At 63.4% G+C, this 15,516-nt stretch carries 14 protein-coding genes; 4 read left to right on the top strand and 10 right to left on the bottom strand.

From position 1 onward, the window contains the following. Positions 1-215: 215 nt before the first annotated feature. Genes HBH1_RS00295 through HBH1_RS00285 form a run of 3 tightly spaced genes read right to left on the bottom strand, consistent with a single transcriptional unit; the run spans position 216 to position 2,964 of the window. The gene (locus HBH1_RS00295) at positions 216-1,265 is read right to left on the bottom strand and encodes a glycosyltransferase family 4 protein (protein WP_102661140.1); all 1,050 of its coding nucleotides are present in this window, start codon (positions 1,263-1,265) and stop codon (positions 216-218) included. A 44-nt stretch (positions 1,266-1,309) separates the two neighbouring features. Then, positions 1,310-2,200, bottom strand: a complete 891-nt coding sequence (locus HBH1_RS00290) for a UDP-2,3-diacylglucosamine diphosphatase (RefSeq protein WP_102661139.1) — start codon at positions 2,198-2,200, stop codon at positions 1,310-1,312. Continuing rightward, entirely contained in the window at positions 2,197-2,964 is a 768-nt protein-coding gene (locus HBH1_RS00285) for a GNAT family N-acetyltransferase (RefSeq protein ID WP_006464767.1), read from the bottom strand. Before HBH1_RS00285 ends, HBH1_RS00290 begins: the two co-directional genes overlap by 4 nt. Positions 2,965-3,470: 506 nt before the next feature. Here HBH1_RS00285 and HBH1_RS00280 point away from each other — a divergent pair. Then, on the top strand, positions 3,471-4,253 hold the full coding sequence (locus tag HBH1_RS00280) for a 3-hydroxybutyrate dehydrogenase (RefSeq protein WP_102661138.1): 783 nt from the start codon (positions 3,471-3,473) through the stop codon (positions 4,251-4,253). A 63-nt stretch (positions 4,254-4,316) separates the two neighbouring features. Further along, the gene (locus HBH1_RS00275) at positions 4,317-5,042 is read left to right on the top strand and encodes a helix-turn-helix transcriptional regulator (RefSeq protein WP_102661137.1); all 726 of its coding nucleotides are present in this window, start codon (positions 4,317-4,319) and stop codon (positions 5,040-5,042) included. Here the strand turns inward: HBH1_RS00275 and HBH1_RS00270 are convergent. Both HBH1_RS00270 and katG read right to left on the bottom strand, forming a co-directional pair. Beyond that, positions 5,030-5,608, bottom strand: coding sequence for a phosphonate degradation HD-domain oxygenase (locus HBH1_RS00270; RefSeq protein WP_102661136.1), 579 nt, complete (start codon positions 5,606-5,608; stop codon positions 5,030-5,032). The genes HBH1_RS00275 and HBH1_RS00270 overlap by 13 nt on opposite strands. A 186-nt stretch (positions 5,609-5,794) precedes the next feature. Next, positions 5,795-8,044 (bottom strand): catalase/peroxidase HPI, encoded by a 2,250-nt coding sequence (katG, locus tag HBH1_RS00265; protein ID WP_102661135.1) that lies wholly within the window; start codon positions 8,042-8,044, stop codon positions 5,795-5,797. A gap of 594 nt (positions 8,045-8,638) precedes the next feature. On the opposite strand from katG, the gene HBH1_RS00260 reads away from it, so the two are divergent. Both HBH1_RS00260 and HBH1_RS00255 read left to right on the top strand, forming a co-directional pair. Then, positions 8,639-9,199 carry a DUF4337 domain-containing protein gene (locus HBH1_RS00260; RefSeq protein ID WP_102661134.1) on the top strand — a complete coding sequence of 187 codons (561 nt, stop codon included), beginning with the start codon at positions 8,639-8,641 and terminating at the stop codon, positions 9,197-9,199. A 215-nt stretch (positions 9,200-9,414) separates the two neighbouring features. Next, positions 9,415-10,365 carry a DMT family transporter gene (locus HBH1_RS00255; protein WP_102661133.1) on the top strand — a complete coding sequence of 317 codons (951 nt, stop codon included), beginning with the start codon at positions 9,415-9,417 and terminating at the stop codon, positions 10,363-10,365. Between the two features lie 18 nt (positions 10,366-10,383). Here the strand turns inward: HBH1_RS00255 and tcdA are convergent, their stop codons facing one another. The 5 genes from tcdA to HBH1_RS00230 form a co-directional block, all read right to left on the bottom strand. Beyond that, on the bottom strand, positions 10,384-11,250 hold the full coding sequence (gene tcdA, locus HBH1_RS00250; protein ID WP_102661542.1) for a tRNA cyclic N6-threonylcarbamoyladenosine(37) synthase TcdA: 867 nt from the start codon (positions 11,248-11,250) through the stop codon (positions 10,384-10,386). Between the two features lie 132 nt (positions 11,251-11,382). After that, a complete protein-coding gene (gene secF, locus HBH1_RS00245) occupies positions 11,383-12,327 on the bottom strand; it encodes a protein translocase subunit SecF (protein WP_102661132.1) in 945 nt (314 codons plus the stop codon). Positions 12,328-12,411: 84 nt separating this feature from the next. Beyond that, positions 12,412-14,316: a protein translocase subunit SecD gene (gene secD, locus HBH1_RS00240; RefSeq protein ID WP_102661131.1), complete on the bottom strand. Its 1,905-nt coding sequence runs from the start codon at positions 14,314-14,316 to the stop codon at positions 12,412-12,414. 155 nt (positions 14,317-14,471) lie between these two features. Further along, on the bottom strand, positions 14,472-14,750 hold the full coding sequence (yajC, locus tag HBH1_RS00235; protein WP_006464756.1) for a preprotein translocase subunit YajC: 279 nt from the start codon (positions 14,748-14,750) through the stop codon (positions 14,472-14,474). Positions 14,751-15,034: 284 nt separating this feature from the next. Further along, complete coding sequence (locus HBH1_RS00230) at positions 15,035-15,331, bottom strand: hypothetical protein (protein WP_102661130.1); 297 nt, start codon at positions 15,329-15,331, stop codon at positions 15,035-15,037. Positions 15,332-15,516 lie beyond the last annotated feature (185 nt).

The following is a 15,516-nucleotide window of genomic DNA, read 5'->3' as shown; positions in this document are numbered from 1 at the left end:
AGCTGCAGTACGGACTTTTGAGATTTAGCAAATTCCATTCCAACAGCGCAGGAAGGTCTGCGCTGCCGCAGAGCTTGCGCAGTTGCGCAGGCGCTGAAGAAGATCGCTCGCTTGGAAACCGGGAGCAGGAAGGAAGAAAAGGAAAAAAAAGGAAAAAAAGGAAGAAAAGGAAGGGAAGCAAGGTTGCCGCGCCGCCTGGCCGGCGCGGCGGCGGATCAGGGAGTCTCGCCGAGTGCCTTGATCGCGGCAGGCTTGCCCGGCGCCGCGCGGTGCGCCAGGTGCAGATGCTGCAGGAACTGCTGGGTGGCCGATTCCCACGAGCGGCTGGCGGCATGGGCGCGTACCGCCTCATGGTCCAGCTGCAGGGCTTGCAGGCAGGCCTGCTTGAGGTCATGACGCAGGATGCCGGAGACGCCATTGTCGACCACGTCGATCGGCCCCTCGACCGGATAGGCGGCCACGGGGATGCCGCAGGCCATGGCTTCCAGCAATACCAGGCCGAAGGTATCGGTCTTGCTGGGGAAGACGAAGACATCGGCGCAGTTGTAGTAGGCCGGCAGTTCGTCATGTCCCTTGGCGCCCAGGAAACGCACCTGCGGATAGCGGGCGCTCAGTTCTTCCAGTTGCGGGCCATCGCCCACCACCCACTTGGTGCCGGGCAGGTCGAGCTTGAGGAAGGCTTCGATATTCTTTTCCACCGCGACCCGGCCCACGTAGAGGAACAGCGGGCGCTCGATGCAGGCATGGTCTTCCACCGCCGGGCGGAAGTGCCGGGTATCCACGCCGCGGCCCCACAGCACCACGTTGCGGAAGCCCTGCTCCTGCAGCGCGGTCTTCATCGCCGGGGTCGGTACCATGATGGCTTCGGAGCGGCCGTGGAACCAGCGCAGCAGCCGATAGGTGAGGGCCTTGGGCAAGAGCTTGCGGGCGGCCAGGTATTCGGGGAAGCGGGTGTGATAGGCAGTGGTGAAACTGAGCTTGTGACGCAGGCAGTAGCGGCGCGCGGCCAGCCCCATCGGCCCTTCGGTAGCGATGTGGATGCAGTCGGGCTGGAAGTCTTCCAGGGCGGCCGCGATGCGGGCGTAGGGCTGGTAGGCCAGGCGGATTTCGGGATAGGTCGGGCAGGCGAAGGTACGGAAGTCGCGCGGCGACAGCAGCAGCACTTCATGGCCGAAGCTGCGCAGGCAGCGCACGGTGGAGCGCAGGGTATTGACGACCCCGTTGACCTGGGGTTCGCCGGCGTCGCTGATGATGGCAATGCGCATAAATCGTTTCAATAATTTAAAACTTCAGGAGGAGGTTCGATGCCTCAGGCCGTCGCCAGCTCGCGTGCGGCCATGCGGGCTTCCTTGCCGGCCCGCTTGAGTTGCATGATTTCCTGCCAGGTCACCAGGCGCAAGGCGCCGTCGGGGTCTTCCACCAGTGCCGACAGGCTCTCGACCCAGTCGCCGTCGTTGCAGTAGACGACACCGTCGATGTCGCGGATCTCGGGCTTGTGGATGTGGCCGCAGATGACGCCGTCCAGGCCCCGCTTCTTGGCTTCATCGGCCAGGGCGTCCTCGAAGGAGGTAATGTAGTTCACCGCGTTCTTGACCTTGGACTTGAGGTATTGCGACAGCGACCAGTAAGGCAGGCCGGCGCGGGCACGCCAGCTGTTGAACCACTGGTTGAACTTGAGGATCATGGTGTAGAGCGAATCGCCCACATAGGCCAGCCACTTGGCGCAGGCGATGACGCCATCGAAACGGTCACCGTGCAGCACCAGCATGCGTTTGCCTTCGGCGGTGACGTGCACCAGTTCGTCGCGGATCTTGATGCCGCCGAAATCGAGGTCGATGAACTGGCGGATCACTTCGTCGTGGTTGCCGGGCACGAAGATGACGTTGGTACCCTTCTTGGCCTTCTTGAGCACCGTCTGCACCACGTTGTTGTGGCTCTGGTCCCAGTACCAGCGACGCTTCAACTGCCAGCCGTCGATGATGTCGCCCACCAGGTAGAGGGTATCGGACTCGGTGGCGCGCAGGAATTCCAGCAGGCGCTCGGCCTGGCAACCGGTGGTACCCAGGTGGATGTCGGAAATCCAGATGGTGCGAAAGCGCAGCGGATCGCGTCGCGCTTCGTCGTCACCGGCATCGTGCTCAGGCCCCAGGTCGGCGAACAGCCCCTGGGCTTTTTCCATGAACTGTTCGCGTGGCTTCATGCGGCCCTCGAGTCTTTCAGATAGTGGCGGGCGTAGCGGCTGTCGAGCTTGGACAAGGGCAGCAGCAGGAAGAAATCGGCCGAGTGGAAATCAGGGTCCCAGGCCGGTTCGCCGCAGACCCAGGCGCCGCTGCGCAGGTAGCCGCGCAACAGCGGCGGAATCTGCGGTTCGATGCCGGCTTCGCGGTCTTCCAGCGGGAAGGGCAGCAGCGGCGCGACGCGATAGTCAGGCGGCGCCAGGTTCTTTTCGCGGAAGGCGTGGTACAGGGCGGCGGCATTGTGGCCGCCATCGGCCAGGCTGACGCTGGCGCAGCCCATCAGGTATTCGCAGCGTTCCTTGCGCATGTAGGCGGCCAGGCCGGCCCACAGCATCATGATCACGCCGCCGCTGCGGTAGTCCGGGTGGATGCAGGCGCGGCCGGCTTCGGCGATGACGCCGCGGATGTTGTCCAGGCGCGAGAGATCGAATTCCTGTTCCGAGTAGAACTTGCCCATGCGGCGCGCGCCGTGCGGACTCAGGACGCGATAGGTGCCGACCACGGAGAGGGTCTTGCTGTCGCGTACGATCAGGTGATCGCAGTAGTCGTCGAACTCATCCTTGTCCAGGCCTTCGGGGTTGGCCAGGGCCGACAGGTTCATCGCTTCGATGAAGACCTTGTAGCGCAGGCGCTGTACTTCGCGCACTTCTTCCGGGGTGCTGGCCAGGCTCAGATTGAGCTTGGCAAAACTCGGATTGGCATCGGCAGGAATGGTAAGCAGTCTCATGCATTGTCCTTTATGGTGATGGGTGAGGAGGAAGTCAGGTGATCGGAAGCAACCGGTAAAAGTAAGTGCTTGTTCCTGTCGACCTGACGCTACCCCCCCAAAAGTGCGGCTGCTCCAGAATGAAATCGAAACATCTATTGTCGATTTTCGAGATTCAGCCGATATCCCCGGGATAACGCTGCACAGACTAACCAGCGATTGTTTCACCCACATGACCTCTGCAGCGGTTTTGGCGGTGCAGCAACAAGAGCCGCGCCAGCGTTACAATGGCGTGACAAAGCGTCGCCGGGAGACCTCCGGAATCGGGGCAAGGCGAACGCGCGAGGGTAAGGAAACGGGGCAACACCCCAAGGAATCTTTCGATGACCCGTTCATCGAAACCATGGATCGATGACCACCACCGTTGATCGGGCGCAACAGGGCAACTGGGCAACAGAGGAACCAGCGCCGATGGCGATGGCGGTCAGGCTTTGCAAACTCCGTCAACTCGACACATAAGGAAGATCATGCTACTCAAGGATAAAGTCGCTCTCATCACCGGTTCGGCCAGCGGCATCGGCAAGGAAATCGCGGTCGAATACGCCAAGCAGGGTGCCAAGGTGGTCATCGCCGACCTGGCCCTGGAAGCGGCCAAGGCGACGGCCGAGGAAATCGTCAAGAACGGCGGTACCGCCATGGCCGTGGCCATGAACGTGACCGACGAGACCCAGGTCGACAAGGGTGTGGCCGATGCGGTCAATACCTACGGTGGTCTGGACATCATGATCAGCAACGCCGGCATCCAGATCATCAGCCCGGTGACCGAACTGTCGCTGGAGAACTGGCGCAAGATGCTGGCGATCCACTTGGACGGCGCCTTCCTGACCACGCGCGCGGCGATGAAGGCGATGATCAAGCAGGGTCGCGGCGGCTCCATCATCTACATGGGTTCGGTGCACTCGCACCTGGCCTCGGCGCTGAAGGCGCCCTACGTGACGGCCAAGCATGGCCTGCTGGGCCTGGCCAAGACGGTGGCCAAGGAAGGCGCCAAGGACAAGATCCGCACCAATGTCATCTGTCCCGGCTTCGTGCGCACGCCGCTGGTGGAAAAGCAGATTCCCGAGCAGGCCAAGGAATTCGGGATCAGCGAAGACGATGTGATCAAGAAGATCATGTTGAAGGACACCGTCGATGGTGAATTCACCACCACCCAGGACGTGGCCCAGACTGCGGTCTTCCTGGCAGCCTTCCCGACCAATGCGCTGACGGGTCAGTCGGTAGTGGTCAGCCACGGCTGGCACATGCAATAAGCCTGGCACGCGGTGTCACCGGCGACGGTAACACCGCCTGGCAGCGCCCCGCTCTCCCCCATCTTGGACACCCAACTCCACCTGCGCAGCTACCGCGACGAGTCGCTGGCGCATCGCCATGATTTCCCGCAACTGGTGCTGCCGCTGGCGGGCCGGCTGGAACTGGACATCGGCGGCCGCCAGGGCTGCGCCGACAGTATCACAGCGGCCTTCGTGGAACCCGGGGCGGCGCACGCGACCAGCGCCGGCGGCGCCAATCGGGCGCTGGTGCTGGACCTGGCGCCCAGCATCATGAGCGACCTGCAACTGGAGAGCCTGGCGCGCACCCCCTTCGTGACGCTGACGGCGGCGGCCGGCAAGCTGGTGGAATTCATGGCGCTGTCGCTGGACCAGAGCCCCTCCGGCGCGAGCCTGCAGCACTGGGTCCCGCTGCTGCTGGATACGCTGGCGCGACATCCGCCACAGGCCAGGTCGCGCCTGCATCGCATGCTGGCCCAGGTCGAGGCACAGTTGGCCCATCCCTGGACGGTAGCCGACATGGCCGCGCTGGCGGCCATCAGCCCCAGCCGCCTGCATGAATGGTTCCAGCAGGAATTGGCGACTTCTCCCCGCGCCTGGCTGGCCGAGGTACGCATGGCGCAGGCCTGCCGCCTGCTGCGCACCAGCGCCCTGCCGCTGGCATTCATCGCCCAGCGTTGCGGCTATGGCGACCAGAGCGCGCTGACGCATGCCATGCGCAAGCTGCGCGGCACCACGCCCTCGGCGTACCGCAAGCGCTACCTGGCCTGAATCCCCTGCCCGGCACCGGGCGCGACCAGACATTGATCGAAGTAGCGCGCGAAGTGCGCGAAATCGGGCGTGGCCATCCCGGCGGTCTTGGCGCGGTCATCCCAGCGCCGCAGCCGCACCGCATCCACGGCATGCGGACGGTCGATGAAGGCCGCCGCCTGTTCCACATCGAAGACCCCGCCCTGCAGCTGCAGACTGCGCACGGAATCGGCCGACAGCGTCGAGAAATAATCCGCATCGGTGGCGCACAGGTAACGCTTGGCATCCACATGCAGCGCGATCGGTGCCAGTACGGCGTCGCTGAACACGCCCCGCAGGAAGGGCAGGACACGGTACTGGTGCAGGTCGTCGATGCCGGCCAGGGTCGGGGTCTGGCCCAGGTCTTCCAGCAGGTGGCCGAGGTCGTGCAGCAGGCTGGCCACGATGAGACTGGGCGCGGCCCCCTCCTGCTCGGCCAGCAGCGCCGATTGCAGCGCATGCTCCAGTTGCGTGACCGGCTCACCGGTGTATTGGGTATGTCCATGCCGTGCGAACAGCAGGGCGATGTCATCCAGGCTCAGGGCCATCGTACGCCTCGTTGATGAAGGAAAATTCAGTCCGCCACTATAGTCCTCGCACATGGCGACTCGATGACATCGGCATGACATCGACCGCGTCATGGCAGCGGGCAGGCAAAAAAAACGGCGAGCCCTGGGGCCCGCCGATTCCTGCTGTCCTGCATCCGCAGCTGCCGGCAAAGGCAGCCAGCGGTCTTACTTCTTCAGGTCGTAACGATCCAGCTCCATCACCTTGACCCAGGCCGCCACGAAGTCCTTGACGAACTTTTCCTTGGCATCGGCACTGGCGTAGACTTCGGCCAGGGCGCGCAGCACGGCGTTGGAGCCGAACACCAGGTCGACGCGGCTACCGGTCCACTTGACGGTGCCACTGGCGCGGTCGCGGCCTTCGAACTCTTCCTGCGCCGGCGAGGTGGACTTCCATTCGGTGCCCATGTCCAGCAGGTTGACGAAGAAGTCGTTGGAGAGCACACCCACACGGCTGGTGAACACGCCCTTGGTGCTGCCGCCGACATTGTTGCCCAGCACGCGCAGGCCACCGATCAGGACCGTCATTTCCGGCGCGGTCAGGGTGAGCTGTTGTGCCTTGTCGATCAGCATGTCTTCGCCACGCACGGCATAACGCTGCTTCTGGAAGTTGCGGAAGCCATCGATGACCGGCTCCAGCGGCTCGAAGGAAGCGACGTCGGTCTGCTCCTGCGAGGCATCCACGCGACCGCCATGGAAAGGCACGCTCACGGACACGCCGGCATCCTGGGCGGCCTTCTCGACGGCGGCGCTACCGGCCAGCACGATCAGGTCGGCCAGCGAGACCTGCTTGCCACCCTGGTTGAAGGCAGACTGGATGCCTTCCAGCGTGGACAGCACCTTGGCCAGCTGGGCCGGCTGGTTGGCCGCCCAATCCTTCTGCGGGGCCAGGCGGATACGGGCACCGTTGGCGCCACCACGCTTGTCGCCACCACGGAAGGTCGAGGCCGAGGCCCAGGCGGTGGAGACCAGTTCGGACACCGTCAGTCCCGAGGCCAGTACCTTGGCCTTGAGCGCGCTGACGTCAGCGGCCTCCAGCGCGGGGGCAGCGGCCTTGGGCAGCGGGTCCTGCCAGATCAGCTCTTCGGCCGGGATTTCCGGGCCGAGATAGCGCGAACGCGGACCCAGGTCGCGGTGGGTCAGCTTGAACCAGGCGCGGGCGAAGACCTCGGCGAACTGGTCGGGGTTTTCCAGGAAGCGGCGCGAAATCTTCTCGTAGGCAGGATCGACGCGCAGCGACAGGTCGGTGGTCAGCATGGTGGGACGCATCGGCGCGCCACCATGGGCATGCGGGATCACCGCGTCGGCACCCTTGGCCACCCATTGGTGGGCGCCGGCCGGGCTCTTGGTCAGTTCCCATTCATAGTTGAACAGGTTTTCGAAGAAATAATTGCTCCACTGCGCCGGGGTCTGAGTCCAGGTCACTTCCAGTCCGGAGCTGATGGTGTCGCCTGCGGCACCGCTGCCGAAACTGCTCTTCCAGCCCAGGCCCTGGCTTTCCAGGTCGCCGCCTTCGGGTTCGCGGCCGACATGCTTGGCGTCACCGGCACCGTGGGTCTTGCCGAAGGTATGGCCGCCGGCGATCAGGGCCACGGTTTCTTCGTCGTCCATGGCCATGCGGGCGAAGGTTTCGCGGATGTCCTGGGCAGCGGCCAGCGGGTCGGGATTGCCTTCCGGGCCTTCCGGGTTGACGTAGATCAGGCCCATCTGCACGGCGGCCAGCGGGTTTTCCAGATTGCGGCCGGCCGGCGCGGTACGCGCCTGTTCCTGGCCGTGACGGTCGGCGTCGGCGGTGATTTCGCCGTGAGCGGCGCCGGCCTTGCCCTTGCCGTAGCGGTCATCACCACCCAGCCAGGTGGTTTCGGTACCCCAGTAGACGTCCAGGTCCGGCTCCCATACGTCTTCACGGCCACCGGCGTAGCCGAAGGTCTTGAAGCCCATGGTTTCCAGCGCCACGTTGCCGGTCAGGATCAGCAGGTCGGCCCAGGAGATCTTGTTGCCGTACTTCTGCTTGACCGGCCACAGCAGGCGGCGGGCCTTGTCCAGGTTGACGTTGTCGGGCCAGCTGTTGAGGGGGGCAAAACGTTGCTGGCCGCGACCGGCGCCACCACGGCCATCGCCGATGCGGTAGGTGCCGGCACTGTGCCAGGCCATGCGGATGAACAGCGGGCCATAGTGACCGAAGTCGGCCGGCCACCAGGGCTGGGAATCGGTCATGACCTTGGCCAGGTCGGCCTTGACGGCCGCCAGGTCCAGGCTCTTGAAGGCTTCTGCGTAGTTGAAATCCTCACCCATGGGGTTGGATTTGGAAGAATGCTGGGCCAGCAGGTCCAGACGGAGCTGCTTGGGCCACCAGTCGCGGTTGCTGGTGCCGCCGCCGGCGGTGTGGTTAAAGGGGCACTTGGCTTCATTCGACATTGCGTTCTCTCCTGTTGATCGACCCGATGGTCACGACGCCCGGACCGGGAAACGGGCATCTCTGTGGCCTCACCCGGCGCGGCTGGGGTGAAGCGGCTTGATACTGCGGCAATAGGCTGACTGCGTTCTGCTACCACGCCATGACACATCAGGTCATGACGCCGTGCTGCGGGGCCAGCCTTGCCTTGTCCCGGTCATGCTTGCGAAGAACCATTAATGTAATTCATCAAAAACAATTTGTTGATTGTCTTTTTGTATAACACCAGTCAATAAATCCAATCCCATCAATTCAGAATTTGTGGCTCAACAGTGTAGCCAAAGGCAGGTCTTCCTGCAGGGTATGCCGCATCTTTCAATATGAGCTGGGATCGCCATCGCTACGCAGTCGCCGCTGCTGCGTCCGTGAGGAAATGCGAATTTTGTGCTGACGGACCGTACTTTCGGGCAGATCCGGCCGACATGACGGGTCGCCCCATGCGGCAGGAAAATACGAGTATTGCAATGATTCAGGTCAACCGTTCGCGAGGTGAATCGTTCTTGGAACGCCGCCCCCTGTCGGGCGGACCTCATTTCCTCCACATTACAAGAACCATCATGACGGAAGCCACCGAAAACCTGGAACACGCCGAGCACGCCCATGCGTCCGGCAACAAGAAGCTGGCCTTGCTCATCGCCATCCTGGCGCTGGTGCTGGCCATTACCGAAACCATGTCCAAGTCCTACCAGACCGAGGTCATCCTGAAGCACCAGGAGGCGGCCAACCTGTGGTCCTTCTTCCAGGCCAAGTCGGTGCGTGGCAATGCGGCGCAACTGGCCAAGCAGCAGCTCACGCTGCTGGGCAACCCCAAGGATGAGCGGGTCAGTTCGGCCATCGCCAAGCTGGACGACGCCATCGCCCACTACGACAGCGACGAGAAGAGCGGCGAAGGCAAGAAGGAACTGGCGCACAAGGCGCGCGAGGCCGAGCATGAGGCGCATGCCTACATGGAGAAGTACGAGAAGATGGAAATGGCGGCCGGCATGCTGCAGGTGGCCATCGTGCTGGCCTCGGCCACCATCATCACCGGCGTGGCGGTACTGGCCTACCTGTCCATGGGCATCGGCGTGGTGGCGCTGGCCTTTGTGGGCGCGGGCTTGTTCGGCACGGTGATCTGATCCCGGCCCTCCCGCGTCATCACCGACAACGCCGGCCCAGTGCCGGCGTTTGTGTTTGACTTTCCGCCTGCCGGTTCTTCCAGCGGTGGCGCAATGTGAATGATCCGGTTCGCAGTCCCGCACAATAAAACCGTAGTCCACGACAATTCAGCCCGGCCCGCCTGCGGCATACTGCCAGCCTTTGCCAACCTGTCGTGGCACGACCACCCCGATTCATGCGTTCCAACACCATCCTGCAAGGCATCTTCTACGGCGCGCTGGCCGGCGCCGCCTGGGGCCTGGTCTTCCTGGCCCCGGAACTGACCCGCGCCTTCTCGCCCTGGCAATTGACGGCTGGCCGCTACCTGGCCTATGGCCTGTTCGCCGCCGTGCTGATCGCACCGCGCCTGCGCAAGCTGCTGCCCCACCTGGGCCGCGCCGAATGGCGGGCGCTGGTGTGGCTGAGCCTCTTGGGCAATGTGGTGTATTACGTGTTCCTGGCCAGCGCCGTGCAATTGGGCGGCATGGCGATGACCTCGCTGGTGATCGGCTTCCTGCCGGTGGCGGTGACCATCATCGGCAGCCGTGGCCACGGTGCACTGCCCTTGCGCAAGCTGGCGCCATCCCTGGCGCTGGGCCTGGCGGGCATCGCCTGCGTGGCGTGGCAGTCGCTGGGGAGTGGCGCCGTGGGTGCCAGCACTGGTGGCTTCGGGGATGGCGTGATCGGGTTCTTCTGCGCGCTGGCCGCGCTGGTGTCGTGGACCACCTACGCGGTCGGCAACAGCCGCTGGCTGGGGCGCCTGCAGGCGATCTCGGCGCATGACTGGAACCTGCTGATCGGCGTGGTCACCGGGCTGCTGTCGCTGTTCGTGGCAGTACCAGCGTTCACAATCATGCTGCAACCACATCCGCAAGGTGAATGGTGGCACTTCATCGGCGTGTCGGCGGGGGTGGCGATCTTTGCCTCGCTGTTCGGCAATGCCTGCTGGAACAAGGCCAGCCGGCTGCTGCCGCTGACCATGATCGGCCAGATGATCCTGTTCGAGACCCTGTTCGCGCTGCTCTATGGCTTCCTGTGGGAACAGCGCTGGCCGACCCTGCTGGAAATCGCGGCCATGGTGCTGGTCACGGCCAGCGTCCTGCTGTGCGTGTCCGCGCACCGGGTCGATGAGGGCGGCGGGCACTGAGGGCTGACGGCCTGCAGTTCACCCGGCTGCAGCAGCGATATCGGCCTGTGCGGCCAGCTTCTTCAACACATGGGCGGCCGCCACCAGGCCGAAGGTAGCGGTCACCACCATGGCCGAGCCAAAGCCGGCGCAATTGAGGCCGGTAACACCGGCTTGCGTGCTGTCGGCGGCATCCTCGCCGACATCCATGTCTTCGGCCGGAGCGACCTCGCAAACCTCACCCTCGGCCAACTCGGGAAAGCGCAGGGGTTCGGTGGAAAACACGGCATCGATGTGGAACTTGTTCTTGGTCCCGCGCGGGAAGCCGTGCTGCGAGCGCAGGCGCTTGCGCACCTTGGCCAGCAGCGGTTCCTGCTCGGTACGGCAGAGGTCGCGGATTTCAATCTGCGTCGGATCGATCTGGCCGCCGGCACTGCCGATGGTGACCATGGGCATGCCGTTCTTGCGGCACCAGGCGATCATGGCGACCTTGGCCGGGACGTTGTCGATGGCATCGATGACGTAGTCGAACCGTCCGCCACCCAGCATCTGCTCCACATTCTCGGGATCGACGAAATCCTCCACCTCGGTCACCACGCAGGTCGGATTGATCTGCCGGATACGCTCATGCAGGGCCGTGACCTTGGCCTGACCCAGGGTCTCGGTGAGGGCGTGGATCTGGCGGTTGACGTTGGATTCGGCCAGGTTGTCCAGGTCGATCAGGGTGAGATGGCCGATGGCGCTGCGCGCCAGCGCCTCGACGATCCACGATCCCACGCCCCCTACCCCGACCACGCACACCCGCGCCCGGCCAAAGCGTTGCAGGGCAGCGGCGCCATACAGGCGGGCCACGCCGCCGAAGCGGCGTTCATAGTCGATATCGTGCAGGTCGGTGGATGTGCTCATGATCAAAAAAACGTCATTCGGTGATGCAATGGGGTGAAGTAAAGCATTATCCCGGCTTTGCGTCCTTGCGGGATTCTCATGAAAAAGGGCCGCAGCGCGAACGCTGCGGCCCTCATTGGCGGTGGCGCGGAATCAGACCACGGCGCCGCCGTTTTCGTCCTTGACCTTGACCGGCTTGATCAGGTCTTCGCGCTTGACGCCCAGCCACATGGCCAGGGCGGCGGCGACGAACACCGACGAATAGATACCGAACAGGATGCCGATGGTCAGCGCCAGCGCGAAGTAGTGCAGCGTCGGGCCACCGAAGAAGAACATCGCCAGCACCATCATTTCGGTGCTGCCGTGGGTGATGACGGTACGCGACATGGTGCTGGTGATGGCGTGGTTCAGCACTTCCGGCGCCGAGAGCTTGCCGAAGCGGCGATCACGGAAGGCTTCACGCACCCGGTCGAAGACCACCACCGATTCGTTGACCGAATACCCCAGCACGGCCAGGATGGCGGCCAGCACGGTGAGCGAGAATTCCCACTGGAAGAAGGCGAAGAAGCCCAGGATGATGATGATGTCGTGCAGGTTGGCGATCACCGCCGCCACCGCGAACTTCCACTCGAAGCGGAAGGCCAGGTAGATCACGATGCCCAGCACCACCATGCCCAGTGCCAGCAGGCCGTCATGGGCCAGCTCGTCACCGACCTGCGGGCCGACGAATTCCACCCGTTGCAGGCGCACGTCCGGGTCGTCCGCCTTCAGCGCGGTATTGACCTTCTCGCTCTGCTGGCTGGCGTTCACGCCGGCCTGCGCGGGCAGGCGGATCATCACGTCCTGGGCGGTGCCGAAGCTTTGCACCAGGGTGTCGCGATAACCCAGTCCTTCGATGGACTTGCGGATCTTTTCCAGGTCGGCCGGCTTGTTGTAGGCCACTTCCATGACCGTGCCGCCGGTGAATTCGATGGAGAAGTGCAATCCCTTGGAGAACAGGAAGAACACCGCGGCCACGAAGGTCAGTGCCGAGATCGCATTGAAGATCAGGGCATGACGCATGAAGGGAATGTCTTTTTTGATGCGGAAAAATTCCATCACTATCCTTTCGGTGCCGGTCGCGCCACAAGAGGGGCGACCGGCTCAAATCTGGCTGTGCTGCTGTTTCGGGTGAGCCGTCGCTTACTTGACGTCGCGCTTGGCGGAAGCCTTGCCGGAGGTGGACAGCACCTCGCCCTCGGGCTTCCAGATCTGGCCGATGGCCAGGCCCGTCAGGCGCTTCTTGCGGCCATACCAGAGGTTGACCACGCCGCGCGAGAAGAACACGGCCGAGAACATCGAGGTCAGGATGCCCAGGCAGTGCACCACGGCAAAGCCGCGAATGGCGCCGGAACCGAAGATCAGCAGCGCCAGGCCGGCGATCAGGGTGGTCACGTTGGAGTCCAGGATGGTCGCCCAGGCGCGGTCGAAACCGGCCGCGATGGCGGCCTGCGGCGAATTGCCGGCACGCAGTTCTTCACGGATGCGTTCGTTGATCAGCACGTTGGAGTCGATCGCCATACCCAGTGCCAGCGCGATGGCGGCAATACCCGGCAGGGTCAGCGTCACCTGCAGCGTGGACAGCAGGGCCACCAGCAGCAGCACGTTCACCGACAGCGCCAGGGCGCTGAAGAAGCCGAACAGCTGGTAGTAGATCACCATGAAGATAGCCATCGCCAGGAAGCCGTAGAGCACCGAGTCGAAGCCCTTCTTGATGTTGTCGGCACCCAGTTGCGGGCCGATGGTGCGTTCCTCGATGATGTCCATCGGAGCAGCCAGGGAACCGGCGCGCAGCAGCAGGGCCAGGTCGCTGGCGGCTTCGGGTGAACCCATGCCGGTGATCTGGAAGCGCGAACCCAGTTCGGAACGGATGGTGGCCACGGTCAGGACTTCGCCCTTACCCTTTTCGAACAGGACGATGGCCATGGCCTTGCCGACCTTGTCGCGGGTGGCTTCGCGCATCTTGCGGCCGCCGTCGCCATTCAGGTCGATGCTGACTGCCGGCTGGTGGTTTTCATCGAAGCTGGCCGAGGCGTTGGAGATGTAGTCGCCGGTCAGTACCGGTTCCTTGTTCAGGACCACCGGGGCACCCTTGCCGACCTTGAACAGCTCGGAGCCGAAGGGGATGGCCGAGGTCTCTTCGGTGCCACGCACCACGCTCTCGTCGACCATGCGCACTTCCAGGGTGGCAGTACGGCCGATGATGTCCTTGGCACGCGAGACGTCCTGCACGCCCGGCAGCTCGACCACGATGCGCTCGGCGCCCTGGCGCTGGATCAGTGGCTCGGCCACGCCCAACTCGTTGACGCGCTTGGACAGGGTGCTGATGTTCTGCTTGACGCCGTCTTCCTGGGTCTGCTTGATGGCTTCCGGACGCAGGGTACCGACCAGCTTGAGGTCATCGCCCGAACCGGCGTCGGTGAGCAGCATTTCCTGCAGCTCGCCCAGGGCGGCGCGGGCCTTGTTACGGGTATCGGCATCGCGGAAGGAAATCTCGATGCTGTCGCCACTGCGGTTGATGCCGCTGTGGCGGATGTTCTTGTCACGCAGCAGGCCGCGCACGCTGGCCTGCAGGCCTTGCAGACGCTTGTTGACGATGGCCTTGACGTCGACCTGCATCAGGAAGTGCACACCACCGCGCAAGTCCAGGCCCAGATACATCGGGAAGGCGTGCAGGCTCTGCAGCCACTGCGGCGTGTTGGGCAGCAGATTGAAGGCGACGATATAGGTCGGGTCGCTGGGGTCGGTATTGAGTTCCTTTTCCAGCAGGGCCTTGGCCTTGAACTGGATGTCGGTGGTGGCGAAACGCGCGCGCACCGAGGGCTGCGAACCGGTGTTGTCGAACGCCACACTCTCTGCGCCGAGATTGCCTTGTTTCAGGATCTGATCCACCCGGCCGGCCACGGCGGGTTCGACCTTCAGGGTCGACTTGGCGCTGCTGATCTGCACCGCGGGAGACTCACCGAAGAAGTTCGGGACGGTATAGATCACGCCGAACAGCAGGGCCAGGACGATCAGTGCGTATTTCCAGAGAGAGTAACGATTCATGGTCTTGTGCTTCGTGCTTGCGGGAGAGGACGGCAGGGACCTGCCGCCCTGTTCAGAACCCGGGTGGAAAAACCGCAGGGTTCTAACAAGATGGGCGCATCAGCGATGCGCCCATGGGTTCGCCGGCACGCGGGCCGACCGAACCGGTCAGGCCATTACAGGCCCTTGATGGTGCCCTTGGGCAGCAGGGTGGTGACAGCGCCCTTTTGCACGACGACTTCGGTGCCTTCAGCCACTTCGATGGTGATGTAGCCATCGGCCACCTTGGTGATGCGACCCAGCATGCCACCGGAGGTGACGACTTCGTCGCCCTTGCCCAGTGCGTCCATCATGGCTTTCTGTTCTTTCTGACGCTTCATCTGCGGGCGGATCATCAGGAAGTACAACACCACGAACATCAGGATGATCGGCAGGAAGCTGGCCAGGTTGCCCATCGCGCCACCAGGGGCTGCTGCGGCCGTTTGCGCGTATGCGTCGGAAATAAACACGTAAGGCTCCAAAGGTTGATTAAAAAATAGCCCTGCATTCTAGCACTGCACCAGCGCTATGACGCCAAATCGGGACGTCTTGCCGCAGATCAAGGGAGAAATGGCTATTTTCATGGCCGCCGCCGTGGAGGGGCGCGCGGCAGGAGCCGCCGTGGCAGGCGGGGTCAGGACCGGTCGGGGATCAGGTGAGAAATCAGGTCAGGGAATGCGGTTGGGCAAGAGGTCGGCAATCAGTACACCACCAGCACCGAGCGTTCGCGCTGGTCCACCAGCAGCAGTGCCCGTCCATCCGGGCTGCCGGCCATCACCCCGCCGCAGGTATTGGAGACGGCAGCGCTGCCGTTGACGATCTGCACCACCACATTGCAGCGCGTGGGCACCACGGCCGAAACGGCCAGCCGCGCCGTGGTGGCGGCCTGCAACTGCTGGCGGGACCAGCTGCACAGCACCAGCGTCACGATCAACAGCGTAGCGCTCCAGCGCAGCAGATGCGACCGGGACAGCGCCTTCGAGGGGGGATTGTTCATATTGCAGGCTCCTTGTCATCAGTTGGGCCACTGCATTCTTCGACTATGAATCCATTTTAGTTAAATTTATCGATTAAATCAATTAAATTAATTTGACAGGATAAATTAACACAGTTGATTTTTTCACCATCGATACTGAGCCGATCGGTCGATGAGCGGCTTCAACAAAGACTTTTTGACTTATC

Source organism: Herbaspirillum sp. BH-1 (genome assembly GCF_002870055.1).
GTDB lineage: Bacteria > Pseudomonadota > Gammaproteobacteria > Burkholderiales > Burkholderiaceae_D > Herbaspirillum > Herbaspirillum frisingense.
Note: the sequence above shows the minus strand (reverse complement) of the source record. Positions and strands in the feature narration are given on the sequence as shown.